General features: G+C 38.8%; 15 protein-coding genes. 11 read left to right on the top strand and 4 right to left on the bottom strand.

What is annotated here, in order from left to right; all coding sequences use genetic code 11:
- Window positions 1–91 precede the first annotated feature (91 nt).
- The 9 genes from QUE09_RS16000 (at window position 92) to QUE09_RS15960 (ending at window position 8,959) form a co-directional block, all read left to right on the top strand.
- Complete coding sequence (locus QUE09_RS16000) at window positions 92–1,171, top strand: pilus assembly protein PilM (RefSeq protein WP_286233874.1); 1,080 nt, start codon at window positions 92–94, stop codon at window positions 1,169–1,171.
- Window positions 1,159–1,746 carry a PilN domain-containing protein gene (locus QUE09_RS15995; RefSeq protein WP_286233873.1) on the top strand — a complete coding sequence of 196 codons (588 nt, stop codon included), beginning with the start codon at window positions 1,159–1,161 and terminating at the stop codon, window positions 1,744–1,746. The genes QUE09_RS16000 and QUE09_RS15995 overlap by 13 nt, the downstream gene beginning before the upstream one ends.
- Window positions 1,743–2,336: a type IV pilus inner membrane component PilO gene (locus tag QUE09_RS15990; RefSeq protein WP_286233872.1), complete on the top strand. Its 594-nt coding sequence runs from the start codon at window positions 1,743–1,745 to the stop codon at window positions 2,334–2,336. Before QUE09_RS15995 ends, QUE09_RS15990 begins: the two co-directional genes overlap by 4 nt.
- Window positions 2,333–2,872 (top strand): pilus assembly protein PilP, encoded by a 540-nt coding sequence (locus QUE09_RS15985; protein ID WP_286233871.1) that lies wholly within the window; start codon window positions 2,333–2,335, stop codon window positions 2,870–2,872. Before QUE09_RS15990 ends, QUE09_RS15985 begins: the two co-directional genes overlap by 4 nt.
- A gap of 2 nt (window positions 2,873–2,874) precedes the next feature.
- Entirely contained in the window at window positions 2,875–4,923 is a 2,049-nt protein-coding gene (locus QUE09_RS15980) for a type IV pilus secretin PilQ (protein ID WP_286233870.1), read from the top strand.
- 148 nt (window positions 4,924–5,071) lie between these two features.
- Window positions 5,072–5,590 (top strand): shikimate kinase AroK, encoded by a 519-nt coding sequence (aroK, locus tag QUE09_RS15975; RefSeq protein ID WP_286233869.1) that lies wholly within the window; start codon window positions 5,072–5,074, stop codon window positions 5,588–5,590.
- A 1-nt stretch (window position 5,591) separates the two neighbouring features.
- The gene (aroB, locus tag QUE09_RS15970) at window positions 5,592–6,656 is read left to right on the top strand and encodes a 3-dehydroquinate synthase (RefSeq protein WP_286233868.1); all 1,065 of its coding nucleotides are present in this window, start codon (window positions 5,592–5,594) and stop codon (window positions 6,654–6,656) included.
- A 20-nt stretch (window positions 6,657–6,676) separates the two neighbouring features.
- The gene (locus tag QUE09_RS15965; RefSeq protein WP_286233867.1) at window positions 6,677–8,068 is read left to right on the top strand and encodes a hypothetical protein; all 1,392 of its coding nucleotides are present in this window, start codon (window positions 6,677–6,679) and stop codon (window positions 8,066–8,068) included.
- Window positions 8,069–8,140: 72 nt separating this feature from the next.
- The gene (locus QUE09_RS15960; protein WP_286233866.1) at window positions 8,141–8,959 is read left to right on the top strand and encodes a Dam family site-specific DNA-(adenine-N6)-methyltransferase; all 819 of its coding nucleotides are present in this window, start codon (window positions 8,141–8,143) and stop codon (window positions 8,957–8,959) included.
- A 4-nt stretch (window positions 8,960–8,963) separates the two neighbouring features.
- Here QUE09_RS15960 and QUE09_RS15955 read toward each other — a convergent pair whose 3' ends face one another.
- Together QUE09_RS15955 and QUE09_RS15950 are read right to left on the bottom strand one after the other, a co-directional pair.
- Window positions 8,964–9,155, bottom strand: coding sequence for a DUF2970 domain-containing protein (locus tag QUE09_RS15955; RefSeq protein ID WP_286233865.1), 192 nt, complete (start codon window positions 9,153–9,155; stop codon window positions 8,964–8,966).
- Window positions 9,156–9,266: 111 nt separating this feature from the next.
- The gene (locus QUE09_RS15950; RefSeq protein ID WP_286233864.1) at window positions 9,267–9,935 is read right to left on the bottom strand and encodes a TorF family putative porin; all 669 of its coding nucleotides are present in this window, start codon (window positions 9,933–9,935) and stop codon (window positions 9,267–9,269) included.
- 276 nt (window positions 9,936–10,211) lie between these two features.
- On the opposite strand from QUE09_RS15950, the gene rpe reads away from it, so the two are divergent.
- Together rpe and trpS are read left to right on the top strand one after the other, a co-directional pair.
- Window positions 10,212–10,880 carry a ribulose-phosphate 3-epimerase gene (rpe, locus tag QUE09_RS15945; RefSeq protein WP_286233863.1) on the top strand — a complete coding sequence of 223 codons (669 nt, stop codon included), beginning with the start codon at window positions 10,212–10,214 and terminating at the stop codon, window positions 10,878–10,880.
- Between the two features lie 21 nt (window positions 10,881–10,901).
- Window positions 10,902–11,906 (top strand): tryptophan--tRNA ligase, encoded by a 1,005-nt coding sequence (gene trpS / locus QUE09_RS15940; RefSeq protein ID WP_286233862.1) that lies wholly within the window; start codon window positions 10,902–10,904, stop codon window positions 11,904–11,906.
- A gap of 80 nt (window positions 11,907–11,986) precedes the next feature.
- Here trpS and QUE09_RS15935 read toward each other — a convergent pair whose 3' ends face one another.
- Together QUE09_RS15935 and QUE09_RS15930 are read right to left on the bottom strand one after the other, a co-directional pair.
- The gene (locus QUE09_RS15935; protein ID WP_286233861.1) at window positions 11,987–12,823 is read right to left on the bottom strand and encodes a PEP-CTERM/exosortase system-associated acyltransferase; all 837 of its coding nucleotides are present in this window, start codon (window positions 12,821–12,823) and stop codon (window positions 11,987–11,989) included.
- A 237-nt stretch (window positions 12,824–13,060) separates the two neighbouring features.
- The gene (locus QUE09_RS15930; protein WP_286233860.1) at window positions 13,061–13,915 is read right to left on the bottom strand and encodes a patatin-like phospholipase family protein; all 855 of its coding nucleotides are present in this window, start codon (window positions 13,913–13,915) and stop codon (window positions 13,061–13,063) included.
- Window positions 13,916–13,947: the final 32 nt, after the last annotated feature.

The raw sequence follows: 13,947 nt of genomic DNA, 5'->3' as shown, positions 1-13,947 counted from the left end.
CTACTAGTATATCCTTTAAAACCATGTAATAAATGTATTTATATGGAAAATATATCTATATTATTATAATAAAATGATTTAGTAGGAAGTTATGCTTAGTAATCTATTGAGAAAGAAAGCTTCTCTAATTGTCGGAATTGACATTGGCTCCCACTCTGCAAAAGCTGTTTTGCTCAGTCAAACAGGCGATTCCTATAAATTAGAATCAATTGCTACTGAACCTATGCCAAGAGGTGCGTTAATCGATCGAGAGATACAGGATATCGAGGCCGTTGGTAAGGTGATAGCAAAATTACGAACGCAAATAACTTCTTCCGCAACTTATGCTGCTGCTGCCGTTTCTGGTCAAACAGTTATTACTAAAGTGATTTATATGGACGTTTCATTGAACGAGCAAGAACTTGCGAGTCAAATAGAAATAGAAGCGGACAGTTTAATTCCATATCCTTTAGATGAAGTGAGCTTAGATTTTGAGCCACTAGAAGTTAACGAATCTGATCCAACCAAAATTAATGTACTCTTGAGTGCTGCACGTACGGAGTCTGTCGAAGCGCGTGTTTCTGCACTAGAAGCGGGAGGCTTTACTACCAAAGTTATTGATGTGGAATCGTACGCGGTAAGTCGTGCATATGATTTAATTCTGCCTCAATTGCCAGATGACGCAAATGATAAACTGGTTGCGATTGTTGATGTTGGCGCAATGATGACCCTGTTTTCGGTGACACAAAATGGTGAACATTTATATAGTCGAGATCAAATGTTTGGTGGCGAGCAATATACGCGCTCTATTGTATCTTATTACAATCAAACGTTTGAAGAAGCTGAGGTGGCGAAGGTAACTAATAACCTGCCTCCTAATTATACCTTTGAAGTATTAGCTCCTTTTCACACGATATTCGTGCAACAAGTACGAAGAGCCATTCAAATGTTTTTGACATCGAGTGGTAAAGAAAAAATTGATTATCTGGTTATTTCCGGTGGTTGCGCTCAAGTAGAAGGCTTAGAGAGTTTACTGAATGAGGAGCTGGGGGTTCACACTATTATTGCGAACCCATTTGCTGATATGGAAATATCAGCTGACGTTGACCAAACACAACTTTCTCAATCCGCAAGTCAATATATGGTCGCTGCTGGACTTGCGCTAAGGAGTTTCTCTACATGGCATATATAAATTTACTTCCATGGCGTGAGGAAGCAGAAAAAGCCAAACAGCGACAGTATATGACGTTGCTTACCGCAGTTGCTCTTGTCGCTTTTGCTGTCGTCTTTCTGGTTGGTCAGTTTTATCAATTACGTATTGATGGTCAAGTTGAAAGAAACCGTTTCTTGCAAACTGAAATAGCGATTTTGGATAAGCGTATTGAAGAAATTAAAACGCTTAATGAAAAGAAACAAGAATTAGAAAAAAGAATTACCGTTATTGAACAATTACAACGAAGTCGAAATGTTGGTACACAAGTCTTAGACGAGATAGCTAAAATTGTTCCATCTGGGGTATACCTTACAAAAATGGACAAGCAAGGTAATACGATTCAATTATTAGGGAAGAGTGAATCAAATAATCACTTAGCTAATATGATACGTAATATCGAGAGTTCAGAATTGTTTACTGATGCAGTGTTGGAATCGATTACAACTAATGATGCGACCAGTAAATTACTCAGTGATTTTAAAATGCGAGTCAAAATTAAAGGCTTGCTAAGTGCTGAAGCACAGTCAGCAGAGTTACAAGGAGCGAGTAAATGAATATAGACTTCTCGCAATTTGATAACTTAGAACTTGATAATATTGGTAATTGGCCGCCATTACCCAAAGCAGTATTTGCTGGTTTCCTTGCCGTTGTAGTTATTGCTTTAGGTTATTTCACGATTGTGGCTGATAAAATTAAACGTTTAGATGCAGTGGCTGCAGAAGAAGTAACCTTAAAACAGCAATACCAAAGCAAATATTACGTTGCGGCAAATTTAGAGCTTTTTCAACAGCAAATGGTTGAAGCTGAATCTTTGTTTGCCAAGCAATTAAAAAGCTTACCAGAAAGTCATGAAACTCCTGGATTGTTAGATGATATTACTTTTGTTGGAACAACGAGCGGGTTGGATTTTGTTAAGCTAAATTGGCAGCCTGAAATTACACAAGAAATTTATATTGAGCTGCCCATCGATATTGAAGTTGTTGGTTCATACCATGAATTTGGTAGTTTTGTTAGCAAAATAGCGGGCTTACCGCGTATTGTCACGCTTCATGATTTTGATATTCAAATGGTTAAAGATACGAATGGTTTGTTAAACTTAAAGCTCCAAGCAAAAACGTATCGGTATAGGGAGACAACGCAATGATAAAAAAAGCATGGTTTCCTGTTACAATACTATTATTAAGTGGTTGTTTTAATGATAAAAGCGACCTGCATGAACATATTGAACAAGTGAAAGCAAATACGCCGAGTACCATAGAGCCTATGCCTGCAGTTCCTGTTTTTAATCACGTAGATTATAGTGCCTCAACACTCAGAAGTCCGTTTGATGCACCAAAACCTGAAGCGATTCAAGAAAAAATTCAGCAAATGTCTGGCTGTTTAAGTCCTGACCCTCGTAGACGTAAACAACCACTTGAGAAGTTTGCGATTAGCGATTTATCAATGCGTGGTACGCTTGGTGAATTAGGTATAACGTGGGCCTTGGTTCAAGCATCCGATTCGACATTACACCGTGTTGCTGTGGGTAATTATTTAGGGTTGTATAATGGTCGAGTTACCGAAGTCAGCCGAGATAGCGTAAAAGTCGTTGAGTTAATCCCTGATGGTGCTGGCTGTTGGGTTGAACGGGAAACTACTGTTGCGATGATTGAAGCTGATAGTCAAGGGCAAAGGAATTAATGATGTTGCATTTAAATAATATGAAAATGAAAAACGCAAATTGGCAACATAAGCTTGTTGTCTTGATCTTTTTGTCAATTTCCTCGGTATTCTCTATGGCGACTGAGGTCACTTCCTTACGCTATAACACCCTTCAAAACGATGAAATTGAGTTAGTTTTTACGTTGTCTGATGACATCGTTGAAATACCAAACGTTGAAACATCAATGAATCCAGCGCTTATTAGTATTACCTTTGACGCTGACTCCTTTGATCAAATGTTAGCTGAAACTAAAATAGATCATGCTGGTGTTGAAAATGTTATCTTCAAAAAAACGGCAGGCAAAATTGTCGCGAATATTCATCTCGATAAACTTGCTATTTTTGATGTTAGTTCACAAAACAATGAGTTTTCAATTTTACTGAATAAAGACGTATTGCCTAAGTCGGTTGGTCAATTATCATCGGCCGATAACCCGTATATTAATAAAATTGCCAATATTGATTTTCGTCGTAACAAAGACGAGCAAGCTCAAATTCTAGTGACGCTTGATGACAGTATGGTTGCCGTTGATGTAAGTGATCGTTTAGGCAAATTATTCATTGAATTTCATAATACTGAAATTACAGAAGACTTTTTATATCAATTAGACGTTACCGACTTTGGCACTAAGGTAAACACGATTGAAACGTTTAAAGAGGGCAATAATGCAAGACTAGTTGTCGATATTGAGGGCAGTTTTACCTTCGAACATAAACAGTTACAAAATGTTTTCTCTTTAACAGTTACAGAAGACGTAAAAGCACCTGGTTATTTGGGAGAGGCTGAAGACTTTAACGGTCGAGCGATTTCGCTTAACTTCCAAGATATTCCGGTGAGAACCGTGCTACAGATTATTGCAGATCTAAATGGTTTTAACCTTGTAACCAGTGACACTGTAGCGGGCAACATTACCTTAAGATTAGACGGTGTTCCTTGGGATCAAGCACTAGATATCATTTTAAAGGTAAAAGGGTTAGATAAGCGCATGGAAGGCAATATACTAATGGTTGCGCCAGGCGATGAATTAGCCGCTAGAGAAGCGAAAGAACTGCAAGCTCAACAACAAGTTGCTGAGCTTGCTCCACTTTACTCTGAATATATTCAGGTAAATTATGCTAAGGCGCAAGAGTTTGCAGACCTCGTTAAAAATGAAGATAACAGCATTCTTTCCCCACGAGGGAGTGTGAGTGTTGATGCAAGAACAAATACGTTATTGATCAGAGATACGGCACAAAGTATCGAAGACGTGAAGAGAATGGTCAGTGTATTAGACATTCCTGTGCGTCAAGTTGTTATTGAATCTCGAATGGTAACCGTAAAAGATAATATCAATGAAGAGCTTGGCATTCGTTGGGGGGTTACAGATACCGATGGTCAATATGGCACATCAGGATCTCTGTCAGGAGCGGGCAATGCTAATAATGGTGCTGTGCCGTCATTGAGCGAACGTTTGAATGTAAATTTACCGGCAACGTCACCTGCAGGCAGTATTGCATTTCAAGTCGCTAGGCTAGCTGATGGTACGATTTTAGATTTAGAGTTAAGTGCCCTTGAAAATGAAAACAAAGGCGAAATTATTGCTAGTCCTCGTATCACTACGGCTAATCAGAAAGAAGCATATATTGAACAAGGTGTTGAAATACCTTATCAAGAAGCGGCATCAAGTGGTGCAACGTCAACGCAATTTAAAAAGGCGGTGTTAAGCCTTAAGGTAACGCCTCAAATTACACCTGATGACCGTATTATACTTGATTTAGTGGTGACACAAGATACCGTTTCTACGGTAACTAATGGAACAGCACCAGCCATTGATACCCAAAGAATCGGCACCCAAGTTTTAGTTAACAATGGCGAAACGATAGTATTGGGTGGAATTTATCAACAATCTGTTATTAATAGCGTATCAAAAGTTCCTGTTTTAGGTGATATTCCATACTTTGGATGGATGTTCCGTAACACAAATAACTTCAATGAGAAAAAAGAGCTGTTAATTTTTGTCACTCCACGCATTGTAACTGAAAGATTTTAAAGGCTTTTTGCAAGTAAGCTGTGTTTTTGTCCATTGCTTACTTGCAATCTATGGTTAACAATTGCGATAATTACGCCCTTAAAATTTTCGAGGGAGGTTCCCTCTTACCCATAAACCCAAATTAATTAACGAGTATTAAGTTAGTCTCATGGCAGAAAAACGTAACATTTTCTTGGTGGGCCCAATGGGCGCAGGCAAAAGCACCATAGGTAGAGAGTTAGCTGATAAACTACACTTAGAGTTTTATGATTCAGATCAGGAAATCGAGCGCCGTACGGGTGCAGATATATCATGGGTTTTCGATCTTGAAGGAGAAGAAGGTTTTCGTAAGAGAGAAGAGCAGGTTATTGATGACTTAAGCCAATTGCAAGGTATTGTCCTAGCAACAGGTGGCGGCTCAGTAATCAGCAATCATGTGAGAAATCGTTTGTCAGCACGTGGTATTGTCGTTTACTTAGAAACCACAATAGATAAGCAAGTAGCGAGAACACAACGTGATCGTCGCCGTCCATTACTTCAAACATCGGAAGAACCACGTTCAGTGTTAGAGAAGTTAGCGGTAGAACGTAATCCTTTATACGAAGAAATCGCAGATGTTATTGTTCAGACCGACGATCAAAGTGCAAAGATTGTCGCGAATAAAATTGTAGAGCGCCTAGACTTCTAATATGGCCACTTTACAGCTTGATTTAGCTGAACGCAGTTATCCAATTTATATAGATAGTCACCTTTTGCAAGCAGGCGAACTGCTCTCAAAGCATATACGTGGTCAACGCGTATGTGTTGTGACTAATAATATTGTTGCCGAATTATACTTACCGGCGTTACAACAGTTATTAAGCAATTTTCAAGTTGACGAAATTATCCTTCCCGATGGTGAGGCTGAAAAAAGCTTACATAATTTTGAAAAAATTATGTCTCATCTCTTGGAAAACACTCATGGTAGAGATAGCACTCTTATTGCTTTGGGTGGTGGGGTAATTGGCGATATAACGGGTTTTGCGGCCGCATGTTATCAACGTGGTATTGATTTCATTCAAGTCCCAACAACACTATTATCTCAAGTAGATTCTTCAGTCGGTGGAAAAACAGCCGTCAATCACCCGTTAGGGAAGAATATGATTGGTGCTTTTTACCAACCTAAAGCAGTTTTAATTGATATTGATAGTCTTCAAACATTACCAGCGCGTGAATTTTCAGCGGGTATGGCAGAAGTTATTAAGTATGGTATTTTAGGCGATAGTATCTTTTTTGAATGGTTAGAACACCATATTGAAGATATTAATGCCCAAATACCAGCTGTTTTAGTTGAAATGATACAGCGTTGTTGTCAATGCAAAGCTGATATTGTTTCTGCTGATGAAACTGAAGCTGGTTGTCGCGCGTTGCTAAATTTAGGTCACACATTTGGTCATGCGATTGAAGCTGAACAAGGCTATGGCAATTGGTTACATGGCGAAGCCGTTGCTACTGGCATGGTACTTGCTGCTAAGCTTTCAGTAGCAATGAATTTGTTAGAAGCGTCAGAACTTCGTCGGATTGAATCTTTGCTTGCGGCATTTAATTTACCGTTAGATGCGCCAGATACAATGAATTTCACTTCATTTATCAAACATATGCGAAGAGACAAAAAGAATATTGGCGGTAAATTACGCCTGATCATTCCTAACGCTATCGGCGAAGCCGTGATGCGTGATGACATTAGTGAGGACATGCTTCAACAAATTCTGTAAAGAGTACAGATAGGTGGATCATGTCAGCACTGGCACAAAATAATACAACTCAACAGACACACGAAAACTCAGTAACATCAATTAGCTCTGTCGCGAGAGTTGATTATATTTTACGTTTTTCTAAACATGCTGTTATCGTGGTTGACGAAGATGCTACATGCTATTCCGCGGTTGGTAGCCAATACCTTGCGAACTTATCTAATCTTTACAATGCCGCATATTTGACAATGTCACCTCGACTTGATGATGTACAAGTGCGTTGTCGTATTATTGAGCAGCTTTTTGGCAACGTACTTTTTGATCCCGAACAATCAGTGGCTGTAAGCTTGATTAATTTAATTAAACAGCATAAGCAACCGGTCAGTATTGTTGTAGAAAATGCCCATCACTTGTCATTTCAATTACTGCATGAACTTTGTCAGTTGGCAGAGATAGCAAAAAAGGCTAGTCTCGCTGTTCAAGTTGTCTTGCTTGCATTACCTGTCGTTGGGCAGAAGTTAATTGAACACCCTATATTGTTTGCTAAAAAATTATCTATTGTTGACGCAAAAAGTGGTCAACTTATTCCTTTGAGCGATAAACAATTTAACCCTTCTAGAAGTTGGGGCGAATTTACGCAATTTAAAAAGCTTGTATTAGCAATATCCTTATTGGCATTCGCGAGTGCCTTGGTTGTTTATCAGCTATATCAAGTGGACACTTTTAATTTTAGTAAATTGCAAGCAAGCGCAGTAGAAAAAAAAGGACCTTTAGATATCGGCTCTACCACTGCTCTTGCTAATAGCAACAGCCAACCGATACAACCTGTTCAAAACAATGATAGAAAATCAAAAGCTGACACCAGCGAACAAGCGACAAGAGTGTTAGCAAGTGCCAACGAAATTGCTGCGCTATTGCTTGCCTCAGGCAATCATGCAGAGCCTAAGATTGTCGCAGCCAATAAAGAAGATGCAAGTAAAGTCATTCAAACGCCGCCATTAAAGGCAACGGCTGCCGATGTTTATTCTGCGTTACAACCTGTGAAGGTGAATACAGAACCAGTACAAATAGGTAGCGCTAATGCATCTAAAGAACAGTCAAGCCCGTTAACGGCTAAAATTAGTACAACGGTTACACCAGTCAATTACTATAAGAATAAGCAAGGAGTCGTGTTACAACTTGCCGTCATTCAACAACCAGAAACTCAGCAAGCCTTTATAGAGTCGGTTAAAGGGGTTGATGTTTATCACTATAAGCGTGCTTCAAAACAAAAAGATGTAACTGTGTTTACCTCTAAAATTTTTGCATCGCGTGAGGCTGCACTCGCTTGGCTCGGTAATGCGGCTAAGGTTATTCAGCAGCGAGAGCCCTTTATTAAGTCAGTACAAAGCATAAATGATGAAATTGATAGTTATCAGCGCTCCCAATCTTAGTGAAATCGAGTTACAATTCACGGGTTGAATAATGAAGTGGCTTGGTTGCCATATTAGGGTTTTTTAAGCTAAATGGTAAAAAAGCAACGAGCATTCCTGAAGTGGGCTGGCGGTAAATATAGTCTCACTGAAAAAATAAATAAATTATTGCCGAAAGGCGATAGGTTAATTGAACCTTTTGTTGGTGCAGGTTCAGTATTTCTAAACAGTGAATATGAGCAATATCTGCTGAATGATATCAATAAAGATTTAATTAACCTGTATCAAACTATTCAACAAGATCCTGTCAACTTTATTGAAGATGCCAAACGTTTTTTTGTTGCCGACAATAATGTTGCTGAAGCGTATTACCATTTACGCAGTGAATTTAACGCAACGGTAGATAAACATTATCGCTCATTATTGTTTCTATACTTAAACCGTCACGGTTACAATGGATTGTGCCGTTACAATAAATCTGGCGGCTACAATGTTCCTTTTGGTAAATATAAAAAACCATATTTTCCAGAAGCAGAATTAGAGTTCTTTGCTGAAAAAGCCAAAAAGGCGATTTTTATTTGTGAGGGCTATCGTCAAACCTTTGCGCGCGCAGAAGATGGTGATGTCATTTATTGTGATCCGCCATACGTACCGTTAAGCAAAACAGCTAGTTTTACTAGCTATGCGGGCAATGGATTTGGTCTGGATGAACAAGCAGACCTGGCAAATGTTGCTGAAGAAACTACATCTGCAAAGAAAGTAACTGTTCTGATAAGCAATCACGATACCATTTGGACGAGAAAAATATATCAAGGTGCAAAAGCACGAAAATCAATAAAAGTCGCACGAACCATTAGCCAGAAAGGTAGTACGCGAAAGAAAGTGTCTGAATTAATGGCGCTTTACAAATAATCGCTTATTCAATTACTAACGATACAATTGCTACTAAACTAAGTACAAAAAGAATTACAGCAATTAAGCCGACTATAACAAAGTGACTAAATTTACCTTGCGTAAAGTCTCTTTCTCGGTTTTTATTGCTTTGCACACCGAGTAAGGCGGAAGCAACACTTTTAATGGTTTCTTTTAAAGGCTGGGCATCTTTCATCGGACGGTTCTTTTACTAAGCATAAAACGAGTAAATCCACACTAGCATGAAGTGTTACTAAAAAGCAAAAAGCCCGCTATAGCGGGCTTAAAGGTATAGCTCTTTGAATGTTTAAAGATCAATATCGATAGCGTAAGACAGATACACTTTTAAATCACCGGCTCCGCCTTCTAAATCGGTTTGTGAAGCACCGAGTGTAAAACCACTTTTACTGATACTTACGCCATAATCAATTGAGTCTTCGGCTAACCAGTCGCCAGAATAAGAACCTAAATGTAGCGCAACTTCCGCCTCATTTGCTAAGGCGACACTATAGTCTGCAGATGCATAAAGCGTATCACCGGCATCAGCCCCTTCGCCATCTGCTAATACAGCAACACCTAAGGTTAAATTGCTAAAGCTTAAGCTTGCATACACTTCTGAAAAGTCTGCGTCGCCGGTTGTCTCGTCAGGGTAAGCAAAATAGATAAAGCCTACGTCGTAAGACACGGTCTCACTTATATCACCGCCAAAGCCTGCGTATAGGTCAAGCTCATAGGTCATACCTTCTGCCCAATCGGCGTTAGATACCCATGTACCAGCATAAAAACCGGAATCGCCAGCATAATCAATACCACCAGAGATAGCGGCTTTACCACCTGTTTGTTCTAGGCCACGCCACAAGTAGTTGCTTGTTACCGCAGCGTTAGCAGACCAATCCCCAGCAATTGCTGTTGTGGTGAGCATTGAAGAAGTTAAAATTGTTGAAGCAAGTGCGACTTTCATTAGTGTATTTTTCATATTTTTCTCTTAACGTTATTGTTGTTTAAGTTTTCTAATTTCTAAATTGCAAAAGCGATGCCTGTGCTATTAATTGGCAACAAAATTTAAAAATAATCAATAATTACAATGTGTTAAGGTGGTGGTTGTTTTTCGGTTGAATTATTTAAAATGTAGGTTTGCTCAACAGTGGTGCAGTATTTTAAATAAATGGTCAAAAAAAGTGCAGTTAACACTAGTCGATTAATTGGGCAATTTAGTATAAAGTAGCGCTGATTTTTCAAAGGTGTTAGATATATGTCTTCTTATTTAATTGCGCCATCTATTTTATCGGCAGACTTCGCTCGTCTAGGTGAAGATGTAGAGAATGTACTAAATGCTGGGGCTGATGTTATTCATTTTGATGTCATGGACAATCATTATGTACCGAACTTGTCGTTTGGCCCTATGGTATGTAAATCGCTACGTGATTATGGCATTACTGCGCCAATTGATGTGCACTTAATGGTAAAGCCAGTTGATTCATTAATTCCTGATTTTGCAAAAGCGGGCGCCAGCATTATCACCTTTCATCCTGAAGCGAGTGAACACGTTGATCGGAGTTTACAGTTAATCAAAGATCATGGTTGTAAAGCTGGTATCGTGTTAAATCCCGCAACATCATTGCACCTGTTGGATTTTGTTATGAATAAAGTCGATGTCATTTTGTTGATGTCGGTAAATCCAGGCTTTGGTGGACAATCTTTTATCCCTGAAACCGTGGATAAAGTTAAGTTAGTGAAAGAAAAAATTCGCCAAAGTGGCAGAGATATTCGTTTAGAAGTTGACGGTGGCGTTAATGCCGCTAACATTGCGGAAATTGCGAAAGCAGGCGCAGATATGTTTGTTGCTGGTTCTGCAATCTTTTCTAAACCAGATTATAAAGAAGCGATCGATGAAATGCGTCGAGCGCTTGCAACTGTTTGATAAAAATTTAGGTACGATAAAATGACAAAACCTGTAGTATTGAGTGGCTGTCAGCCATCAGGTGCATTAACAATAGGGAATTATTTAGGCGCTTTGAAGCAATGGGTAAATATGCAACAAAGCCATGATTGCTATTACATGTTAGTTAACCAGCATGCGATTACTGTACGTCCAGAGGCAGAAGCATTAAGAAAAGCAACCTTAGATGGTTTAGCGCTTTATCTCGCATGTGGTGTTGATCCAAAACAAAGTACTATTTTTATTCAGTCTCACGTACCAGCGCATGCGCAATTAAGTTGGGTGTTAAACTGTTATACCCAAATGGGTGAGCTTAATCGCATGACCCAATATAAAGATAAATCTCAAAAGTCAGAAGCAAATATGAACGCAGGCTTATTTACATATCCTGTATTAATGGCAGCAGATATATTGCTTTATGGTGCTAATCAAGTCCCTGTTGGTGATGATCAAAAACAACACCTAGAATTAGCACGCGATGTTGCGACTCGTTTTAATAATTTGTATGGTGAAATATTTACTGTACCTGAACCACATATTCCTGAGTTCGGAGCACGGATCATGAGTCTACAAGATCCGACCAAAAAAATGTCGAAATCAGATGCAAATCCAGGCAACTTTATTGGTTTATTAGAAGATCCTAAAAAGATTAGCAAGAAAATTAAACGTGCAGTGACTGACTCCGATGAATTAGCACGTATTTATTTTGATGTTGCTGAAAAACCAGGTGTATCAAATCTATTATCATTGTTGTCTTGTGCTACAGGACAATCAGTCGAGCAATTGGTACCGCAATATGAAGATAAAATGTATGGTCATTTGAAAGGAGATGTTGCAGAAGCTGTTGTTGCTATGCTTGAGCCAATTCAAACGCGTTTCCATGAATATCGTAATGATGAAACGTTTATGCAAAACGTTATGAAAACAGGTGCAGAGAAAGCATCTGAGCGTGCTGAACACGTGTTGAATGCAGTTTATAACGCGATAGGGTTTATTCCTAAGCCGTAATTATCACGCTATAAAGCAATCAAAGAAAGGCAGTAATTCACTGCCTTTCTTAGTTTTAGCTGTTAGCATAGTTGAATTTATTAGAGTGTTACACGTTGCGATAGCGGTGTAATGCTACCAGAAGTAGACTGCACTATGTCTGGAATTCGATATTGAGACTTATCACTGTATGGTTTGAGTTTAATTTGTGCTGCTAACGACTGATAAACGATTTGATAAAGTTCCTGCATTTGATCATTCAATGCATAGTGAAAGTGTTCCTTTTTAAGAAAAAACATTGCTCTATTTCCATGATAGTCGACTTCATCACCCACTTGTTCAAAAGGCAAGCCAAATCGTTGAAGGCGTCTATTAAGTCTTGGTTCCATCATAACTATAATGCCAAGGTGGTTACATAAACTGGCTAAGGCAATCCCCCCTAAATATAGACCTATGGCGATATTAGGAAAATTTCTTCGCTCTTCTTCATAGTACATTGTTTCTGGGTCTACACTCTCTAGTACAAACGGCTTGTTTTTTTCTTTCTCCCGTCGTCTGAAGGATGATAGCACGGCAAGCCTAGATATTTCTCCAAAGCTACCTCTTGGTAGTGCTTGTGTATCGAGTACATCAGCTCTTGCACTTTCAAGACAGTTTTTTTCAAAAGGGAGTTGAAAGTTCTTAGCGTTTTCAGGGGGAATTATTAAGCGTATACAGCCTGCGTATCGTCCTGTTCTTTTATGCTCAAGTAAACAGTGAAAAGCATGATCGTCATATTCATCCGTTTCAAAGCCATTGTCACTGCATGCCTCCCATTTCAGTTCTTCACAATATACTGCATGCCTGATTTTGTAGGCTTCTTGTTTTAATTCCTTAGTATTAGCGAGTTTGATGCTGAAATACTGATCAAAATTCCCTGCTATTGAATATCCACTCATGTCCTTGATAAAACCTTATAAACGATTAAGTGTATGTGGCATTCCATATAATATGTGATGCATGTTGACTGATTTTAGTATCACCAATGATAAAGTGATAACTTTGATACTGTTTTTGCCTGTAAAAATGAATATGGTAAGCCGCGTTTATCGCATACAAAAAAGTAAACAGCTTGTATTGTGGCATGTTAATACAAAAGCTTAATCGTTGCTATCTATTTGCTTTATATCATTAAATTAAACTTTTACGGTCTTTTTATCGCCAATTGTTAATGCCTTGACTTTGATAGGTAAGATCTTTGTTGCCGTATGGTAGCCCTTAAAATATAAAACCTCTTTCTGTGCTGGTGTCATGGTAAAATCAACGGCAGAGGATGTTCCAGTATTGACGACGACCGTATTATGCCAAAACGCTTCGTTTATATATTCTCGCGAAATCGTTGTCATAAAAGTACGAATTAATAAGCTGACATATTGTACGATAGGAAACATGCCTTTAATTTTAATGTCATCATATTCGTAATCTCCTTTTAATCGAAAGCATACGACAGGTGTACCATCATCTGCCCAATCTCTGTGCAAGGCATCTTCGGATAAAATGCTGCCATCAACCATGAGGTGATCGTTAAACTTTTTAAAGCTGAATACTAGCGGGATGGACATAGAAAACCGAACCGCTAAGGACACTTTTACATCTGGCGTACGCTCTTTGTTAAAGATAACTGGCTTACCGCGAGCAACATCGGTAGCAACGATATGTAGGTTGTACTTCATTTCTTTGAATGTCTTACCGTGTAACAAGCGGTCGACCCAACGTTCAAAGACATCTCCTGAACTGAGGCCACCATTACGCAGTAGTTTAAATAACGAAAAGCCTCTAAATGTTGAATAATCTGTATTTAGTGCAATATGTTTTACTTCAGCAATTGAAAGACCAGAAGCATATAGGCTGCTAATAATACTGCCGCCTGAAACGCCAACAATATTATCAAATGCTATATCGAACTCATCTAGCGCTTGCAAAATACCAACGTGTGCGGGTAATCGGGTACCACCACCAGCGAGAATAGGGACAATTTTTTGTGTACTCATAGTATTCACTTAAAAACTAACTTATTGTTATC

The organism is Thalassotalea sediminis (genome assembly GCF_030295915.1).
Taxonomy (GTDB): Bacteria; Pseudomonadota; Gammaproteobacteria; order Enterobacterales; family Alteromonadaceae; genus Thalassotalea_C; species Thalassotalea_C sediminis.
Note: the sequence above shows the minus strand (reverse complement) of the source record. Positions and strands in the feature narration are given on the sequence as shown.

What these genes read in the sequence shown, in the direction of transcription:
- QUE09_RS15965 (WP_286233867.1), top strand. Translation starts at nt 6,677, where the DNA reads ATGTCAGCACTGGCACAAAATAATACAACTCAACAGACACACGAAAAC.
- QUE09_RS15955 (WP_286233865.1), bottom strand. Translation starts at nt 9,155, where the DNA reads ATGAAAGATGCCCAGCCTTTAAAAGAAACCATTAAAAGTGTTGCTTCC.
- QUE09_RS15980 (WP_286233870.1), top strand. Translation starts at nt 2,875, where the DNA reads ATGTTGCATTTAAATAATATGAAAATGAAAAACGCAAATTGGCAACAT.
- QUE09_RS15995 (WP_286233873.1), top strand. Translation starts at nt 1,159, where the DNA reads ATGGCATATATAAATTTACTTCCATGGCGTGAGGAAGCAGAAAAAGCC.
- trpS (WP_286233862.1), top strand. Translation starts at nt 10,902, where the DNA reads ATGACAAAACCTGTAGTATTGAGTGGCTGTCAGCCATCAGGTGCATTA.
- QUE09_RS16000 (WP_286233874.1), top strand. Translation starts at nt 92, where the DNA reads ATGCTTAGTAATCTATTGAGAAAGAAAGCTTCTCTAATTGTCGGAATT.
- QUE09_RS15935 (WP_286233861.1), bottom strand. Translation starts at nt 12,823, where the DNA reads ATGAGTGGATATTCAATAGCAGGGAATTTTGATCAGTATTTCAGCATC.
- rpe (WP_286233863.1), top strand. Translation starts at nt 10,212, where the DNA reads ATGTCTTCTTATTTAATTGCGCCATCTATTTTATCGGCAGACTTCGCT.
- QUE09_RS15985 (WP_286233871.1), top strand. Translation starts at nt 2,333, where the DNA reads ATGATAAAAAAAGCATGGTTTCCTGTTACAATACTATTATTAAGTGGT.
- aroK (WP_286233869.1), top strand. Translation starts at nt 5,072, where the DNA reads ATGGCAGAAAAACGTAACATTTTCTTGGTGGGCCCAATGGGCGCAGGC.
- QUE09_RS15960 (WP_286233866.1), top strand. Translation starts at nt 8,141, where the DNA reads ATGGTAAAAAAGCAACGAGCATTCCTGAAGTGGGCTGGCGGTAAATAT.
- QUE09_RS15990 (WP_286233872.1), top strand. Translation starts at nt 1,743, where the DNA reads ATGAATATAGACTTCTCGCAATTTGATAACTTAGAACTTGATAATATT.
- QUE09_RS15930 (WP_286233860.1), bottom strand. Translation starts at nt 13,915, where the DNA reads ATGAGTACACAAAAAATTGTCCCTATTCTCGCTGGTGGTGGTACCCGA.
- aroB (WP_286233868.1), top strand. Translation starts at nt 5,592, where the DNA reads ATGGCCACTTTACAGCTTGATTTAGCTGAACGCAGTTATCCAATTTAT.
- QUE09_RS15950 (WP_286233864.1), bottom strand. Translation starts at nt 9,935, where the DNA reads ATGAAAAATACACTAATGAAAGTCGCACTTGCTTCAACAATTTTAACT.